At 34.9% G+C, this 17868-nt stretch carries 13 protein-coding genes and 1 pseudogene; 8 read left to right on the top strand and 6 right to left on the bottom strand.

Annotated features, from left to right (window positions below; all coding sequences use genetic code 11):
• Window positions 1-4 precede the first annotated feature (4 nt).
• From C1A40_RS17555 to C1A40_RS17545, 3 genes are read right to left on the bottom strand one after another with little or no spacing between them, the layout of a single operon-like run.
• On the bottom strand, window positions 5-1261 hold the full coding sequence (locus C1A40_RS17555; protein ID WP_102997009.1) for a dihydroorotase: 1257 nt from the start codon (window positions 1259-1261) through the stop codon (window positions 5-7).
• Window positions 1258-3183, bottom strand: coding sequence for a BatA domain-containing protein (locus C1A40_RS17550; protein WP_102997008.1), 1926 nt, complete (start codon window positions 3181-3183; stop codon window positions 1258-1260). Before C1A40_RS17550 ends, C1A40_RS17555 begins: the two co-directional genes overlap by 4 nt.
• 40 nt (window positions 3184-3223) lie before the next feature.
• Window positions 3224-4231 (bottom strand): glycosyltransferase family 2 protein, encoded by a 1008-nt coding sequence (locus tag C1A40_RS17545; RefSeq protein WP_102997007.1) that lies wholly within the window; start codon window positions 4229-4231, stop codon window positions 3224-3226.
• A gap of 83 nt (window positions 4232-4314) precedes the next feature.
• Between C1A40_RS17545 and C1A40_RS17540 the strand changes: the two genes are divergently transcribed.
• A complete protein-coding gene (locus C1A40_RS17540) occupies window positions 4315-6207 on the top strand; it encodes a M61 family metallopeptidase (protein ID WP_102997006.1) in 1893 nt (630 codons plus the stop codon).
• A gap of 106 nt (window positions 6208-6313) precedes the next feature.
• Here C1A40_RS17540 and C1A40_RS17535 read toward each other — a convergent pair.
• Window positions 6314-7813: pseudogene (locus C1A40_RS17535) on the bottom strand (S10 family peptidase).
• Between the two features lie 45 nt (window positions 7814-7858).
• Window positions 7859-8623: a TIGR02757 family protein gene (locus C1A40_RS17530; protein WP_102997263.1), complete on the bottom strand. Its 765-nt coding sequence runs from the start codon at window positions 8621-8623 to the stop codon at window positions 7859-7861.
• 215 nt (window positions 8624-8838) lie between these two features.
• Between C1A40_RS17530 and C1A40_RS17525 the strand changes: the two genes are divergently transcribed.
• Complete coding sequence (locus C1A40_RS17525; RefSeq protein ID WP_102997005.1) at window positions 8839-9648, top strand: hypothetical protein; 810 nt, start codon at window positions 8839-8841, stop codon at window positions 9646-9648.
• A gap of 434 nt (window positions 9649-10082) precedes the next feature.
• Complete coding sequence (locus C1A40_RS17520; protein WP_338418060.1) at window positions 10083-11045, top strand: MFS transporter; 963 nt, start codon at window positions 10083-10085, stop codon at window positions 11043-11045.
• Between the two features lie 200 nt (window positions 11046-11245).
• On the opposite strand, the gene C1A40_RS17515 is transcribed toward C1A40_RS17520, so the two are convergent.
• A complete protein-coding gene (locus tag C1A40_RS17515) occupies window positions 11246-11908 on the bottom strand; it encodes an ABC transporter ATP-binding protein (RefSeq protein ID WP_102997004.1) in 663 nt (220 codons plus the stop codon).
• A 365-nt stretch (window positions 11909-12273) separates the two neighbouring features.
• Here C1A40_RS17515 and folE point away from each other — a divergent pair, with 365 nt between their 5' ends.
• The 5 genes from folE (at window position 12274) to yidC (ending at window position 17693) form a co-directional block, all read left to right on the top strand.
• Window positions 12274-12861, top strand: coding sequence for a GTP cyclohydrolase I FolE (gene folE / locus C1A40_RS17510; RefSeq protein WP_102997003.1), 588 nt, complete (start codon window positions 12274-12276; stop codon window positions 12859-12861).
• Between the two features lie 42 nt (window positions 12862-12903).
• On the top strand, window positions 12904-13176 hold the full coding sequence (locus C1A40_RS17505; protein ID WP_102997002.1) for a hypothetical protein: 273 nt from the start codon (window positions 12904-12906) through the stop codon (window positions 13174-13176).
• A complete protein-coding gene (locus C1A40_RS17500; protein ID WP_102997001.1) occupies window positions 13176-13553 on the top strand; it encodes a class I SAM-dependent methyltransferase in 378 nt (125 codons plus the stop codon). The genes C1A40_RS17505 and C1A40_RS17500 overlap by 1 nt, the downstream gene beginning before the upstream one ends.
• 492 nt (window positions 13554-14045) lie before the next feature.
• Window positions 14046-15686 carry a CTP synthase gene (locus C1A40_RS17495; RefSeq protein ID WP_102997000.1) on the top strand — a complete coding sequence of 547 codons (1641 nt, stop codon included), beginning with the start codon at window positions 14046-14048 and terminating at the stop codon, window positions 15684-15686.
• A 114-nt stretch (window positions 15687-15800) separates the two neighbouring features.
• Window positions 15801-17693, top strand: coding sequence for a membrane protein insertase YidC (gene yidC, locus C1A40_RS17490; RefSeq protein ID WP_102996999.1), 1893 nt, complete (start codon window positions 15801-15803; stop codon window positions 17691-17693).
• Window positions 17694-17868: the final 175 nt, after the last annotated feature.

Raw genomic sequence — 17868 nt, 5'->3', positions numbered from 1 at the left:
TTAATTATGATTTTAAAACCGCTTGTTGATTAGCGATTATGCCGTAAACGTATCCGTTTAAACTTTCATTTTCAAAAATGGCATTCTTTGATTTTGAAAGTATATCAGCTTTAGTGAATGTCGATTTGGTATTCGGATTAAAAAGCGTGAGGTTAGCAACAGTACCTTCTTTTATAGGTGTTTGTTCCAGTCCGAAACGGTCTTTTCCGCGGGTTAAAATATCGATGGTTTTCTTAGTTGTAAATAGTTTTTGTAAGGCGCCAAACGCACTTTCTAAACCTATGGTTCCGTAATCGGCATAGTCGAATTCAATTTTTTTCAATTCGATATTTAAAGGGTTATGGTCGGTAGTTACCATATCGATGGTACCGTCCTTAATACCTTCAATAAGGGCATCGGCATCCTCTTGGGTACGAAGAGGCGGCAGCACTTTAAAGTGGGTGTTAAAATCGCTTAGGGCTTCATCTGTAAATATTAAATTATGAATGGCAACACTACAGGTAACATCCAGTTTTTTCTTTTTGGCTTCACGAATTAAAGCTACCGAACGGGCTGCAGAAATGGTTGGAATATGAAGCTTTCCGCCCGTGTATTCTAACAAAAATAAATCTCTTGAAACTTGCATTTCTTCAGCTAAAGCTGGTATGCCTTTTAAGCCTAATCGCGTGCTTGCAATATGCTCATGAACCACACCTTTACCAGCAATTTTATTTTCTTGTGGAAACGAACAAACTAGTCCGTCGAAATTAGCAGCATACTGCAAAGCTATTTTCATTAAATTCGGATTAGAAATCGGTCTTTTATAATCGTAAAAAGCCGCAGCTCCCGCAGAACTCATATCGTAAAGTTCGGCCAAATCTTCTCCTTTACTTGCTACGGTTAAAGCACCAATAGGCAAAAGGTTCACCGCGTTATTTTGAGATTTTGCTTTTATAAAGGTGATGTCGGCATTCGAGTCGATAACTGGATTGCTATTAGCATTTAATGCCACCGCTGTAAATCCAGAAAGTGCCGCAGTTTTTAATCCGTTAGCAATCGTTTCGCGCTCTTCCCATCCAGGTTCGCCAAAACTAACACCACTATCAAACCACCCTTGTGAAATATGAAGGTTGTCAAGTTGAATTTCTTGATAATTATTAGGGTTTTTTATGCTTGTGGCAATCTTAGTAATCACACCATTTTCGATTAATAAATCATGAGAAGCATTGTGAAATTCGCTTTTCGAATCTATTATCGTGGCCGATTTTATAAGTATGTTCATTTAAAGAATTTTAAGATGAGCATTTCAATAATCAATAACGCTAGTGCAAAAATAACAAACCATTTCCATAGGGCATTAATTTTTGTGTCACTTTTTATGCTGTCAAAAATTTTAGTCACCGAGTCGCCTATGGTTAGCTGTTTTAAATCAGATAAATTGCGGTAACTTAAATCGCTTTCTTTTTTATCGTAATTAAAACTCACATGTTTTATGGTGTCATTGGTATGCATAATGGCATAAATACCATCTTTTGTTGGAGCTTCAGAGGTTTTAATAACCACTTTATTGTTGAAATATTGTTGTCTCGGAATCAAATGGATGTCATTCTTTACCAACGATAACACGGCATCTTGTTGTATTTGCGTGTCTACATCAAAGGTATGATCACGACCAATAGTATAGTACAAGCTTGGGATTTTAAAACTTTGTTTACCAATATTGAACAGTGTGGGAACAATAAGTGGTGAATTTTTAAAACTTGAATTTTCTTGATTTAATGCTGAAGCAAATACATAAACTTGACCGGATTGTGATAAAAAAGATTTACCGTCTTCAAATTGTAACGCTGAAGCACCACGATTCGATGTTAGTTCGTAAAAACTTGAAACTTTTGGATACCGAAAGTTCTTTACTTGCTTTTCAAAAACCCCGTTGTTAAATAGCGGGTGACTATAATTTATGTTGGTAATGCTCTTTTCTATGGGGATTTCCTTTGAGAATTGTGCTCCAAACGTATTTAAAAACTGGTTGTAGCTATTTATCTGAATGTCTTTTGAAGGGATAATTATTATAGAGCCGCCTTGATTTGAAAACTCCTTTAAAGCTGTTGTTAAAGCTGTTGATAGCGATTTTAATTCGTTGAGAATAATAAGATGTTGTTGGTCAATGATGTTAAAACTTAATTGCTTTTCTTCCGTCGCCGTGTAATTGAAAACATCTTTGGTGTATATGCGCTTTAGGAAATCATCATCAGCCTGATTAATGGCTAAAACATTAATTTTTGTGGCTTTGTTGATATTGAAATACAAATGATTATCAAACTGTAGCCCAGAGTCTTCAATAGAAATTTTTCCATTAATAGGTTGATTGACAGGTAAGGAAAAGGTGGTTTCTCCTGTTTTATGGAGTGCTATTGATGTTTTTGCAATTAACTTTTGATTATTAAAGAGTGAAATGGGTAAGTTTTCTATAGTCGTACCACTGTTTTTTAGTTTTACAGTAAGCTCTATTTGAGTGGCGTTTGTTTTAGAAATGTAAGCCGAATCGATAGAAACATTATTGCCATTTATCGGGCTAAGTTTTACAAGGTTTATTGGCATTAGCGTGTCCGATTCAATCTGAAAACTGGAGTTGTCCTGTTGAAAATCAGAAATAAACACCAAGTTTTTTAAGTGGTCTGTTCGGTTGCTAAAAAGTGTTTTACCCTTTAATATCGCGGCATGCGCAGTTAATGGGGTTGCAGTATAATCGAGCTTTAATAAATCGTTTTTAATCCCAGTTATGGTGGTATTTTTAAAAACCTGATCGTTGGTAAAAACACTAATATTTTGATTGTTATCTACGTTGGCGATAATATCTTGTACGGCACGTTTTAAAAGGCTCCCTTGTTGGCCTTTGGCTTGCATACTAAAGGAGTTGTCTAAATAAATGACCGTTTCTTTTTCCTTATTAAAAACATTTTTTTTGGAGGTATAGGGTTGTGCAAAAGCAAAAACCAGAGCCGCTAAAAGCATTAAACGGGTTATAAGAACGAGCCATTTTTTTATAATCGCACTCTTTCTTGTTTGTAAAGTGGCTTCTTTTAAAAAAGCGACATTGGTGAAATCTTCACGCTGAAATTTTCGAAGTTGAAACAGGTGAACAATAATAGGAATAAGCAGTAAAAATAAGGCGTAAAGAAGTTCGGGGTGTTTAAACTGCATATCTCATTTGGATTAGTCAAACCTACATAATTTTTTGTCATTAACAAAAGAAAACATAGTCTTCAATAGCTTTTAGTTTTAAAGAATTCATGTATTCTAAAATGACTTTTTGCTCCGTTTTATTGGCAACCGTTATAATGCTTTGCGGTGATGTTATACTTTCTAAAGCCTTAAAAGGTTTTAAAAGCGTCCCGTAAATATCTTTACCAATTTTTTTAGGATTATCGCAAATCCATTCAAAAGGGATATTTAAGGTTGTTAAGGCTTTGGCAATGGTTTTTCCTTTTTTGCCAGCGCCCCAAACCACTAAAGTTTTATTGTGGTTATAATCAAGTTCTAAAAAATAATTTAGCTTAAGATCTATAAAATGGTTTTCGGCATAATGCACATGAGTTCGGGAAGTCCGATAGCTGTAATCGCGCCACTCATGCAATACGACATCGCAAGGAATACATTTAAAATCGTGCTTGTAAAACCGAAAAGCCAGGTCGTAATCTTCAGGGTAGCGATTCGGATTAAAAGCATCACAAGCTATTAAGTCTTCACGGTGAATCATCCAACAAGGGGAGGGGATCACACATTCTTTATAGATTTCAGAATAATTGGTGCCTTTTTCAGTTAAGGCGTTTAGCCATGTTTCATAACTTTTATAGCCTGCTTTAATGCCGTCTTCAGCAAAATAATGAACCTGCCCCAGAGCGACATGTTTTTTTCCGAAAGTTAATAATTGATGCGCTAAAACTTCAATTTTGTTAGGGCGCATAATGTCGTCACTATCCATACGAGTAATTAATTCGCCAGTACTGTGTTGAAATGCAAGTCGTAAAGCATCAATAATACCTTGTCCGTCGTTTTTAAAAAGTTTAAAACGAGGGTCTTTTGAAGCAAAATGTTCTACGATATCAAAACTTCCATCAGTCGAATGGTCATCTACAATAAGTAATTCCCAATGGGTATAACTTTGTTGTATTATCGACGTAAGGCAATTCGTAATGAAATTTTTAGTATTTTTAAACGGTATTAATATACTAACAAGCGGTGTTTGCATCCTGCGAATTTAACAAAACCTTAGTTAAACCTACCGTTTCATAGTTGTATTTTGCGCATCAATTTTAACAAAAAACATATTAGATGAAAAACAAAATTTTGGCCTTGACATTTACAGGCTTGCTATTGGCCAGTTGTGGTACAAAAAAAATATCAGCGAACGATCTTGCTGTGAACACGCCAATTGAAACTTCGTTGGATTTAGTAAATATTAATAACGATCGTGTGCCAGTAACTATTGATCCGGGCCGTTTTACTGTAGATCAAGTAACTTATAGATTACCAAAAGTGGTTCAAGGTACCTATGCGGTTAGCGATTTTGGAAAATATGTAGATGATATAAAAGCATACGATTACGATGGTAATGAAATGCCTGTTAAAAATGTAGACACCAATACTTGGACCATCTCTAACGCTAAAGAGTTGGATAAAATCACTTACTTAGTTAATGATACTTTTGATGTCGAAGAAGTAGGAGGAATTGGTCATGAAACTCCTTTTTCGCCTTCGGGAACTAATATTGAAGACAAAAATTTTGTTTTAAACTTACATGGTTTTATTGGTTATTTCGATGCTTTAAAAACAAACCAATATAAAGTAGACATTACGAGCCCTTCTACTTTTGTGCGTTCTTCGGCTTTACATGAAGTTGGAACTAAAACCAGCGAAGACGGAAAAACCACTACAGCAAGTTATACTGCAGATAAATATTTTGAGATTACCGATAATCCATTAATGTACGGTGATTTGGATGTAGAAACCTTTCAGGTTGGTGATATTAAAATTGTATTAAGTGTGTATTCTCCTAGTAAAGCACATTCAGCAAAATCGTTAAAAGAAACGGTTTATAAAATGATGAAAGCTCAAAAAGCATTTTTGGGTGATATCAATTCTACGCCTAGATATGATATTTTCTTATATCTATCGGAAGGAAAAGAGGACTCGCCTAAAGGTTTTGGGGCCTTAGAACATCATTCTTCTACCGTGGTTGTTTTTGCAGACGCTATGCCTGCTGAAGCTTTAGCTGAAAGTATGATTGATGTGGTCTCTCATGAGTTTTTTCATATTGTAACACCTTTAAGTGTGCATTCTGAAGATGTTCAGTACTTTGATTATGCGAATCCGACATTCTCTAAACATTTATGGATGTATGAAGGGGTGACCGAATATTTTGCAACTTTATTCCAAGTGCACGAAGGCCTAGTTGATGAAGCTGAATTTTACAGCGATATCATGGAAAAAATAAATTATTCAAAACAAATGGATGATACCATGAGCTTCACCTTAATGAGTGAAAATGTTATTAAAGAACCTTATAAAAGTCAGTATTTAAACGTTTACCAAAAAGGGGCTTTAATCGGGATGTGTATTGATATTACCATGCGTGAGGAAAGCAATGGGCAGCGTGGTATTTTATCACTAATGAAAGAATTGTCTAATAAATATGGTAAAAACAAACCATTTGAAGACGATAAACTTTTTGATGAAATTGTAAGTATGACTTATCCTTCTTTAGGAGCGTTTTTTGACAGTCATGTTCAAGGTGATATTCCAATTAACTATTCAGAATATTTTGATAAGGTAGGTTTAGAAATCCGTAAAGGTAAAGTGGAAGGAAACTATATTATTATGAATGGCGCACCAATTTTATCTGGAGACCCTGCTAAAGGAGTTATCTTTTTTACCGATATGGTATCAGATAATAGCTTTTGGGTAGAAAATGGAGCTAAACCAAATGATATCATTAAATCTGTAGGCGGAAAGGCATTAACTTTTCAAAATGCGAATGATATTTTACAAGAAATTTACATGTGGAAGCCAGGGCAAGATGTTGATGTTGTTTTAGTTCGTGATGGCGAAGAGATTCAGATTAAAACTAAAGCTACCAAAAGCTTTGTAACAGGTGAAGGGCTTGTAGAAAAGGCTGATGCCACTCCAGCTCAAAAAGAATTGCGTGAAGCGTGGTTAAAAGGCTAATAGTTAAGTTAGTACTAAGAATAAAAAAAGGCGCTTGATGAAACTTCATCAAGCGCCTTTTTAACCATTAACCATTAACCATTAACCATTAACCATTAACCATTAACTATTTCCCTCTCTCATATTTAGCCGCTTTCCCATTACTCAATGAGTTTTTAATAAACTCACGAATATCATCATTAGCACTTATTAAATCATCTTTTCTTAAGTACATCATATGGCCGCTTCTATAACCTTTAAAGGTAAAACGGTCTTTCATTTTTCCGCTAGGATCTATTTGCCAGGTGGTATATTTTGCCGCAAAGTAGGTGGTAGCACCATCATAATACCCCGATTGTACAAGTACTTTTAAATAAGGGTTTTGTGCCATGGCTTGTCTTAAACCTTCTCTAACATTGTTATTTCTGCGGTCCCAAGGATGTACATTGCCAAACATATTATATTTAACGTCGGTTTTAAAATTTAGGTGTTCCCTTAAATAATAATTAATCGCAGGTGTAAACGAGTGCGACCATGATGAGATTTCGGCATTATAATCAGGAGAAGTTCCAGCTTCAGTTTTGTCAAAGCCTAAATATCTAGAATCCAAGCGTCCTACAGTTTGGCCAGATGTATTTCGAAGTAATGCTTTCCAGAAGTAATTGTTTGGCACTTCTAAATTATGTTGCAAAATATCTTTTTCATCCAATCCGGAATAATAAGCTATTTTTTTGGCGACTTGTTGTTTTTCAGATTCTGAAATAGAACCACCCTTTGCCAAAGCAGGCATGAAATGATTAATGGCGTAATTTTCAACTTCAGGTAAAATGTCTAATAAGTCTTTTTGCTGAAGTTCATTAGGAAGCATTTTATGGTACCAAGCTGTAGCTGTAAAATATGGTAAGTTTTAGGATGAGTACACTGGCTGACTTGTACTGTATAATTTGTAATCGGCTGGTGATACCATGATGACTCCGTTTAAATACATCCATTGATTTGACTGTAATTCATTGGCTAATCCCATAACACGTGTGCCACCGTAACTTTCCCCAATTATGTATTTAGGAGATTCCCAACGGTTTTTTCTAGAAACAAAAGTGTTTATCCATTCGGCTAAATATTTGATATCGGCATTAATTCCGAAAAAGGTTTCACGGTCTGGTAATTTACCTTATTTGTCTGGTAGCATTCTAGAATATCCTGTGTTTACAGGGTTTACATAGACAATATCGGCCACATCAAGAATGGAATTCGGATTATCCTTCACACCGTAGGGCTGAACTGGGTAGCCTTCGTCATCTAAATTCAAAACTTTGGGTCCAGTATAGGCGATGTGCATCCAAACTGAAGCAGAGCCTGGTCCGCCATTAAATGAAATCACTAAGGGACGGTTAGCTTTATCTTTAATGTTATTGCGTTCGTAATACGTATAATATAATGTAGCAATAGCATCTCCTTTTTGATTCCAAACAGGCTGTGTGCCCGTAGTCGCCGTATAATTGATGCTTGTGTTTTTAATGGTCGTTTGGAGTGTAGTAACCACCATAGTATCTGTAGGTATTTTTCTGGATTGCGAAAAACTAAAAAAACTACAGATTGTGAAAATGAGAGGTAGAAACTTTTTCATAGGCTTTATTTAAGGTTTTTGTTGGCAAATGTAGTGAAACCATGCTTAAAACCCTTCAAAAACACCCAATCCAAAAAGCGCAAAGTCATATTTTACGGGGTCTTTAGGGTCTAGTATTCTTAAAGCAGTGTCTAATTCAGTTAACGCTTTGGCGTCGTTTTGTTTTCTCTTAAGAAGCCCTAATTTCCTAGCGACATTTCCTGAATGCACATCTAACGGACAAGATAATTTAGATGCGGGAATGGAAGTCCAAAGACCAAAGTCGACGCCAGCCTGGTCGTTTCTTACAAGCCATCGCAACATCATGTTCAAGCGTTTTGCTGCCGATCCTTTGTTAGGGTCGCCAACATGTTTTTGACTGCGTTGCGGATGTTCAATAGAAAAAAAGATTGTTTTAAAAGCGTGAATGGCTGGTTGCATGCTATTTTCTGAGGCATGACTCATAAATACATTTTCTAAACCGCCATGATTTAAGTAAATGTTTTTTAGGGAGGTAATAAAGTATTTTAGGTCTTCGGCGTTAAATGTACGGTGTACAAAACCATCGAAGGCATCGAGATGTTGTGCCTGGTGATTCATTACAAAATCATATGGCGAATTACCAAGTAGTTGCATGATTTTATCGGCGTTTTTAATAATCATTTTCCGATTACCCCAAGCGATCGTAGCGGCTAAAAAAGAAGCTATTTCAATATCCTCTTTTAATGAAAATCGATGCGGTATCTGTATGGGGTCACTGTCTATAAACTTAGGGTTGTTGTATTCCAATACTTTGCTGTCTAGAAACTCTTTTAATTCTGTGGTTTTCAAGATTGATGTCATTTTGCGGTTTCTAAAATACCAATTATTAAGTTAACAGTTTGAGGTTTTAAATCTAGATGATTATTAAAATCATGGATAAAAAGAGTGAAATTATCGACAAAATGCTTTGTTTTGTGTAAAATGTCATATTTCACCCTTGGTTTTGAACTAAAATTCCATCAAATAGCGTTATTTTTGAAACGAATAACGTAAACAAATACATTATGAAAAAATTAATCATTCCAGTTTTAGCACTTTTATTTATAGCATGCGATGATGCTAAAGATACCGTTACTGAAGCTGTAGAACCTACAGCAACTATTGAAGCGATTCAGGAATATGCTTTGGTTAATCAGATATTCCAAGATATTGGAAATAATAATGGTGATGCCATTTTGCAAGCAGAAGGATCTTCATCAGCAAAACTAGAAGGTACTAAAAATAGCCCTGAAATTACAGTGACACCTATGGATTTAACCACATTTCCTAAAACGATTACTGTTGATTTTAAAGATGGTACTTTAGGTCGAGATGGTATTACTAGAAAAGGTATTGTGACTATTGTTTCAACGGGCTGGTACGGTGAAGAAGGAACCACGCATACGGCTACTTTTGATGGGTTTTATCACAACGCCTACAAAGTGGAAGGGACTCAAGTTGTTGAAAATTTAGGAGAAGATGAAGATGGAAATTTAAAGTATAGTGTTACCATTGAAAACGGTAAAATTACTGATGATAACGGTGCAGCTATTTTATATAGTGAGGATTCTTTTAGAACATGGATTTCTGGAGCAGATACGCCATTAAATATTTGGGATGACCAATACCTGTTAGAAGGTACCCAGTCTGGAGAAAGTTCAAATGGCATTGCATATAAACTAACGGTTGAAGAGACGTTACATTTTGTATTATTGCCTAGAGCAGTAAAAGCAGGTGTTTTAAGAGTTGATGTTGGTGTGTTTAAAAATGTTATTTTAGACTATGCTGAAAAAACCATAACAATTTTTGGGGTTACATATCCTTTAGAACAATAATTCCTTACGATTAAGTTTTAATCTCATAAAATTCCCCGAAGCTCTGGCTTTGGGGTTTCTTTTTTTATAATCTTTCCTGTATGACTGCTAGAGTTTTGTTGGTTCTATATCGCTGTAAGGGGTTTATTTTTAGTGTTATAATATATTGTAATTTTTAAAAAATTATTTATTTAATAATAAACCCTAAATTCGTGACTTATATTTTTAATGAATTTGGATCTTTCAAAGCGCATTTTACCCATTATCGTCTTTTCTCAATTTTGCTGCACCTCTTTGTGGTTTGCGGGAAATGGTGTTATTACCGACTTAATCTTTACATTTAAATTAGAACAATCAGCTTTAGGTTTATTAACTTCTGCGGTTCAATTTGGTTTTATCATGGGCACTTTTTTGTTTGCTTTTTTACAATTACCGATCGTTTTTCGCCTTCAAAAGTGTTTTTCGTCTGTGCTCTATCTGGTGCTTTTTTTAATGCATTGGTGGTGTTTCCTAACCAGACTATTTACAGTTTAATGTTGTTACGTTTTTTAACGGGCTTCTTTTTGGCTGGAATTTATCCAGTGGGCATGAAAATAGCCGCCGATTATTACCAAAAAGGTCTGGGTAAATCCTTAGGGTTTCTAGTGGGCGCTCTAGTATTGGGAACGGCTTTTCCTCATTTATTAAAAGGCTTCAGTGGACTTATTTCGTGGGAGTATGTGGTGTATATTACATCGGTTATTGCGGTTTTAGGCGGGGTTTTAATTTTAGTTTTTGTTCCAGATGGACCTTTTAGAAAATCCGCGAAAGCGATAGACCTATCTGCAATATTTAAAATATTTAAAAGGCCCGATTTCCGTTCGGCAGCTTTTGGGTATTTCGGACACATGTGGGAGCTTTATGCTTTTTGGGCGTTTATACCTTTGCTGCTTACCACTTATGTTAAAATGCATCCAGGTACAAGTTTTAATATCCCATTATTAAGTTTTAGTATTATCGCTCTAGGCGGAATGGCTTGTGTGATAGCTGGATATTTATCCCAAAAATTTAAAACCTTAAATGTTGCTACCACAGCATTAGTACTTTCTGGAATTTGCTGTTTGGTATCGCCTATGTTTTTTGAAATAAAGTCGGAAGTTGTTTTTGTAACCTTTGCCGTATTTTGGGGTATGGTGGTTATTGCCGATTCGCCATTATTTTCAACTTTGGTAGCCAATACTGTAAGCCCTGAGTTTAAAGGTACAGCGCTTACCATTGTGAATTGTTTGGGCTATAGCCTGACCATAATAAGTATTATGCTTTTTAATTATTTGATGGCTTTTGTGCCCTTAAATTATCTTTTCGTTATACTGGCTATTGGGCCGATTATAGGTGTTTCAGCCTTAGTATCCAAAATGGTTTTTAAGAAAAAAGCCTAGTGTTTATATTTGGTGGAAATTCAAGTTTAATTTTGGTTTTAGGCTTCTTAGTCAAAACGGTTTTATGGCCTATAGAAAATTTATATAAAGGTTCGTAAGCCTAGATTTTTTTGGTTCGTTTTTTCATCAATGGAAAAAATGAACTACAACATAATTATGGAAGGGGGTGATATGGAAGCGCTTCTTTAAAAAAGAAAAATCTAAGAAATTATTTTACCATCAACCATGGTTAATTTTCTGTCGGCCATATTGGCTAAATCTTCATTATGTGTTACAATAACAAAGGTTTGACCAAATTCATCACGCAATTTAAAAAACAAATTATGAAGATTTTCGGCCGATTCACTATCTAAGTTCCCAGAAGGCTCATCGGCAAAAATTAAAGCTGGACTATTAATTAAAGCTCGAGCTACGGCAACGCGTTGTTGTTCACCTCCCGAAAGTTCGTTAGGTTTATGGTCGTAGCGGTGCGATAATCCTAAGAAATCGAGCAACTCTTTACCGCGTTTTTCAGCTTCAGCTTTATTCGTGCCTTTTATAAACGCTGGTAAGCATACGTTTTCTAAAGCTGTAAATTCTGGAAGTAATTGATGAAACTGAAAAATAAATCCGATGTGTTCATTTCTAAATTTAGCTAAGGCTTTATCTTTTAGGTTATTAATTTTCTTCTTATTAATTATCAATTGATAGGGTGTTCTGGACGAAGCTTTGTCTAAAGTCCCTAGAATTTGTAATAAAGTCGTTTTTCCTGCCCCAGAAGCCCCTACAATAGAAACGACTTCCCCTTTTTTAATATGAATATCGACACCTTTTAAAACTTGTAAATCGCCGTAAAATTTATGAATGTTTTTTGCTTGAATCATCTATAGTAAATAACAGGGGTGAATTTACTACTTTAAAGCGTTATGAACAATTAAGTTTCTTTTTTTGTTATATCTACTTTTAATTATATTTTTATTGAATAGCTATTCTAGCACTCGAAGTTCGATAATTAAACAATAAGGAAAAATATAAAAATCTAAATATGGAAATTTTTTTACCTATTTTTAATGGAATAATAGTAATTCTTGGAATTATTGCCTTAAGAAAAGATACAAATAGATCAATGAAGCAAATGTTGACTATTATTATTGTACTTTCTACGATTTGCCTGGTTGGATATTTTCTAGGTAAGTCCATGGTTTACATGTTCAATTAAAAATAAAGCTTAACAATTAACAAACATTTTATGCCATATAAAAGTTTTGAAGAATATAGTGATGAAACCACCGATGGAATTACCAATCAATATAAACATATTATAGAAGATTTAGGGGAAGATACCCAGCGTGAAGGTTTAGTGAAAACTCCCGAACGCGCGGCAAAAGCCATGCAGTTTTTAACTCAAGGCTACGATCAAGATCCTGTTGAAATTTTAAAAGGAGCGATGTTTGAAGAGTCCTATAACGAAATGGTTATTGTTAAAGATATCGAGTTATATTCGCTTTGCGAGCATCATATATTACCCTTTTTTGGAAAAGCCCATATTGCGTATATACCAAACGGACATATTGTTGGTTTAAGTAAATTGCCTCGCGTTGTTGATGTTTTTGCTAGACGTTTACAAGTTCAAGAACGTTTAACTAAGCAAATTTTGGATTGTATTAATGATACCTTAAAACCTCAAGGCGTCGCTGTAGTTATTGAAGCCTCTCATATGTGTATGATGATGCGTGGGGTACAGAAACAAAATTCGGTAACGACAACTTCTGGGTTTCGGGGGCAGTTTCAAAAAATTGAAACCAGAAATGAGTTTTTAAAACTGATTGGAAAATAAATTTGCTGTGTTTTTTGAAAGAGTTTTACCTAAAATCCTACAATGAATAAATACAAAAAATTAGTTTTAAGCATTATTTGTGATGCTATAGGTTGCTTATCCTATTTTTTTCCAGGACTAGGGGAGTTATCAGATATCGTTTGGGCGCCAATTTCTGGGTGGATAATGACTAAAATGTACAAAGGAAAAGTTGGAAAAATAGCTGGTGTCGTGGCTTTTGTTGAGGAAGTTTTACCCGGGACAGATATTATGCCAACCTTTACCATCATGTGGTTTTACACCTATTTTATTGAAGAAAAAAAGAAAAAACAATAATGAAAGGGAACAGCGAAACTTTTGCTACATGGGATAAAATGGCCCAATTGTATGAAGCTAAGTTTATGAAAGAAGAACTCTATAATGCTTCCTACGATTATTTTTGCACACGTATTTCTAGCCCGAGAGCAAAAATTATGGATGTTGGTTGTGGCCCTGGAAATATAACGCAGTACCTTTTAAAAAAACACCCTACTTACGAGGTTTTAGGTGTCGATATTGCTCCTAATATGATTGCTTTGGCAGAAAAGAACAATCCTATGGCCCAATTTATAACCATGGATATTCGTTTAATTGGCGAATTAACACATAAATATCACGGTATTATTTGTGGTTTTTGTTTGCCATATCTTTCCGAAGAAGAATGCAGGTACTAATTTCTAATACAAGCACCTTATTGCATAACTAAGGAGTTTTATATTTAAGTTTTGTAGAAGGAAACTTGATGATTCTAAATTTAAATCTGGAAATACTGGTAGAGTATTTTTTTACTACCATCGCTTAAAAACTATTGAAACAAAATTACAGGATATCGGATATCGTGTTTTAGAAGACATAAAATTTCCATATAACACCTCCAACAAAACTTCAGAAACGTATACCATTATTATAGCGAAAAAGTTGTAGTTTCAAAATTTGAAAGCATTTTAGTTTGTGACTTATTATTTTTTAGCAAGAATTTTAGTGCAAATTAATCACTGCGTTTTTTTGTTATAAAAGCGAGGAAATAATTAAGATGAGCTATTTGTTTTCAATTTGTTGATATGTAGTATTTTGAGTTGATAATTGGGGTGTTTAAATAATGTTTGTTATTAGCGCTCAAATAACTATTTAAATTTCGTAAATTTGCCTGCGTTTAAAAGCGCAACATGACAAGTACTACGAAATACATCTTTGTAACCGGTGGAGTTACATCATCCTTAGGTAAAGGAATTATAGCAGCATCTCTTGCTAAATTATTACAAGCTCAAGGTTACCGAGTAACCATTCAAAAATTAGATCCTTATATTAATGTCGATCCTGGAACTTTAAATCCGTATGAACATGGCGAATGTTATGTGACCGAAGATGGCGCAGAAACTGACTTAGATTTAGGGCATTATGAGCGTTTTTTAAATCGTAATACCAGTCAAGCAAACAACGTGACCACTGGTAGAATCTACCAAAGTGTCATTGAAAAAGAACGTCGTGGCGAGTTTTTAGGGAAAACAGTTCAGGTTGTTCCCCATATTACAGATGAAATAAAAGAACGTATCCAAATTTTAGGTAATTCTGGCGATTATGATATCGTAATTACTGAAATTGGAGGTACTGTTGGTGATATTGAATCCTTACCATACATCGAGGCTGTTCGTCAGTTACGTTGGGACCTAGGTGAAGATAACGGTATCGTTATTCATTTAACGTTAGTGCCATTCTTATCGGCTGCTGGCGAATTAAAAACTAAGCCAACCCAACACAGTGTTAAAACCTTAATGGAAAGTGGGGTACAGGCCGATATTTTAGTGTGTAGAACAGAGCACAATTTACCAAAAGACTTACGTCGTAAATTGGCCTTATTCTGTAATGTCAAAGAGAATGCGGTTATTCAATCTATTGATGCTTCTACCATTTACGATGTGCCAAACTTAATGTTAGAAGAAGGTTTGGATAAAGTAGTTCTTGAAAAATTAGCGCTTAAAAGTGATGTTCCAGATATTGATAGATGGAACCAGTTTGTACACCGTCATAAAAATCCGAAATCTGAAATTACTATTGGATTAATTGGAAAATATGTCGAGTTACAAGATTCTTATAAATCTATTTTAGAAGCCTTTATTCATGCTGGTGCAGAGAATGAAGTTAAAGTGAATGTAGAATCGGTTCATTCAGAGTATATTAATAAAGACAATGCTAAATTAAAACTAGGACACTTAGATGGCGTTTTGGTTGCTCCAGGATTTGGTGAGCGTGGTATTGATGGTAAAATTGATGCCGTACAATATGTACGAGAAAATAATGTGCCATTTTTAGGAATATGTTTAGGAATGCAAATGGCTGTTATCGAATTTGCTAGAAATGTACTAGGTATTAAAGATGCCGCATCTTCTGAAATGAATGCCAACACCAAACATGCAGTAATTGATCTTATGGAAGATCAAAAAAACATTACCGATAAGGGTGGTACCATGCGTTTAGGGGCTTGGGCTTGCGACTTAAAATTAGGATCTGTGGTTCATGATATTTACAAAACTCAAACAATAAGCGAACGTCACAGACACCGCTATGAGTTTAATGGCAACTATAAAGATCAAATGGAAGCAGCGGGTATGATTGCTACGGGTTTAAATCCAGATACCGGCTTGGTAGAAATTGTTGAAATTCCAGAACACCCTTGGTTTGTTGGTGTGCAATACCATCCAGAATATAAAAGTACGGTTGCTAATCCGCACCCATTATTTGTGGCGTTCGTTAAAGCAGCATTAACCAATAGTAGAGGGAAAAAAAGTGCCAGTATGGCAAAAAAATAAATTTGGTTAGTTTATTGCTTAACCAATAAGAGTTTAAAACAAATACTTTGTCATTTTCAAAAACGAAACCGTTCTCAAAAAAGATTGATTCACTAAAATGACAGCAATTTAAATATGGAAGAAAAAAAATTAGACCTTAATTCGATTATAGGATTTGTACTTATTTTCGGAATTTTAGCCTACATGCTGTGGCAAAACCAGCCAACACCTGAAGAACTTGAAGCACAAGAAAAAGCTAAACAAGAGCAAATTGCAGCCGAACAAAAGGAAAATGCCGATCAAGAAACCGTAGCAACAACGGCAACAGATTACAATACAGGTTCCGGGATAGATTCTTTAAAGCAAGTTGAATTAAAAAATAAATTAGGTGCTTTTGCTTATTCTGCAATGCAATCTAACGGCGATGAAACTGTCGTTGAAAGTGATTTGTTTAAACTTAAATTTAGTAGTAAAGGAGGATATCTGTCTGAAGTACAACTAAAAGAGTTTGTAAATTACGATTCAATTCCTATTTATCTTATCCAAGATAAAAACGCTTCATTCAATATTAATTTTGGAACTACAGATAGCCGAATTCTAAATACTAAGGATTTACCGTTTGTGCCAGAAGTGACTAAAAATGGTGATGTTACTGTCGTTTCTATGAAACTTAAGGTGTCGGAATCTAAATTTTTAGAATACCGTTACGAGATTAAAGAGGGTGACTATATGATTGATTTCGCCGTGCGATCTCAAGGCTTAGGAGATGTTATCAATAGTGGATCACAGATTAATTTAGATTGGAAACTTAAGGGGTACCGTCACGCCAAGAGTATTTCTTATGAAAATAGATATACCGATATTCATTACGAATATGAAGGCGGAAAAGATAACTATACAGGTGCCAGAGATGCCGATAAAGATTTAGATGATGTTACTTGGATAGGCTTTAAACAGCATTTCTTTTCTTCAGTATTGTTAACCGATAAAGCTTTCAAAACGGCGAATATTAATTCGGAAAACTTAGTAGACGACGAAACGATTGATACCGTTTATACGAAAGCATTTGCTGCTAAAATGCCTTTAGCGTTACAAGGTGGCGAGATTAACGAATCAATGGATTGGTATTTTGGTCCGAACGATTTTGACATATTAAATGCTTACGATAGAAACCTTGATGAGCTTGTACCTTTTGGTTGGGGAATCTTTGGTTGGATAAACCGTTATATTTTCATGCCATTATTTAGTTTCCTTGGCGGATTTATGCCTTACGGAATTGCTATTGTGGTGATGACCATTATGGTGAAAATATTATTGTCTTTTGTGCAATACAAACAATTCTTGTCTCAGGCCAAAATGAAGATTTTAAAACCTGAATTGGATGAAATCCGTGAAAAGCACAAGAATAACAAAATGAAGGCGCAGCAAGAAACTATGGCTTTGCAAACCAAAGCAGGCGCTAGTCCGATGGCTGGTTGTTTACCAGCTTTAGTACAATTGCCCGTGTTCTATGCTTTGTTTCAGTTTTTCCCTTCGGCATTCGACTTAAGGCAAAAGCCATTTCTTTGGGTAGACGATTTATCATCGTATGATACTATTGCAGAGTTACCGTTTAACATTCCGTTTTATGGAAGCCACGTAAGTTTATTTCCAATTTTAGCTTCTATTGCTATTTTCTTCTATATGCGATTAACAACAGGACAAAATATGCAATCACAGCCACAACAAGAAGGCATGCCTGATATGGCTAAAATGATGAAATACATGATGTATTTCTCACCTATAATGATGTTGTTTTTCTTTAATAACTATGCTTCTGGTTTAAGTTTATATTACTTTATTTCAAACTTAATTAGTATCGGAATCATTTTAGTGATTAAGAACTTTATTTTGGATGAAGATAAAATTCATGCTCAAATTCAGGAGAATAAAAAGAAACCTAAAAAACAAAATCGTTTCCAAAAGAAAATGGCGGAAATGATGGAGCAAGCTGAGCAACAACAAAAGGCGCAGCAAAAGCGTAAATAATATATCAATAACTTAAAGAGGCTCTCTAAAGGTTGTTCCGATTCTATTAGGCAGATCATATGTACTCAGTTGGATTTTTATCCTTTGAAAATATGATAAGCTAAGTTTGATTTCTGGAAATATACAACTTTATAGAAAGCCTTTTTTGTACAAGAAAGTTAGCAATACCACGTTT

Origin of the sequence: Tamlana carrageenivorans (genome assembly GCF_002893765.1) — a bacterium.
Lineage (GTDB): Bacteria > Bacteroidota > Bacteroidia > Flavobacteriales > Flavobacteriaceae > Pseudotamlana > Pseudotamlana carrageenivorans.
Note: the sequence above shows the minus strand (reverse complement) of the source record. Positions and strands in the feature narration are given on the sequence as shown.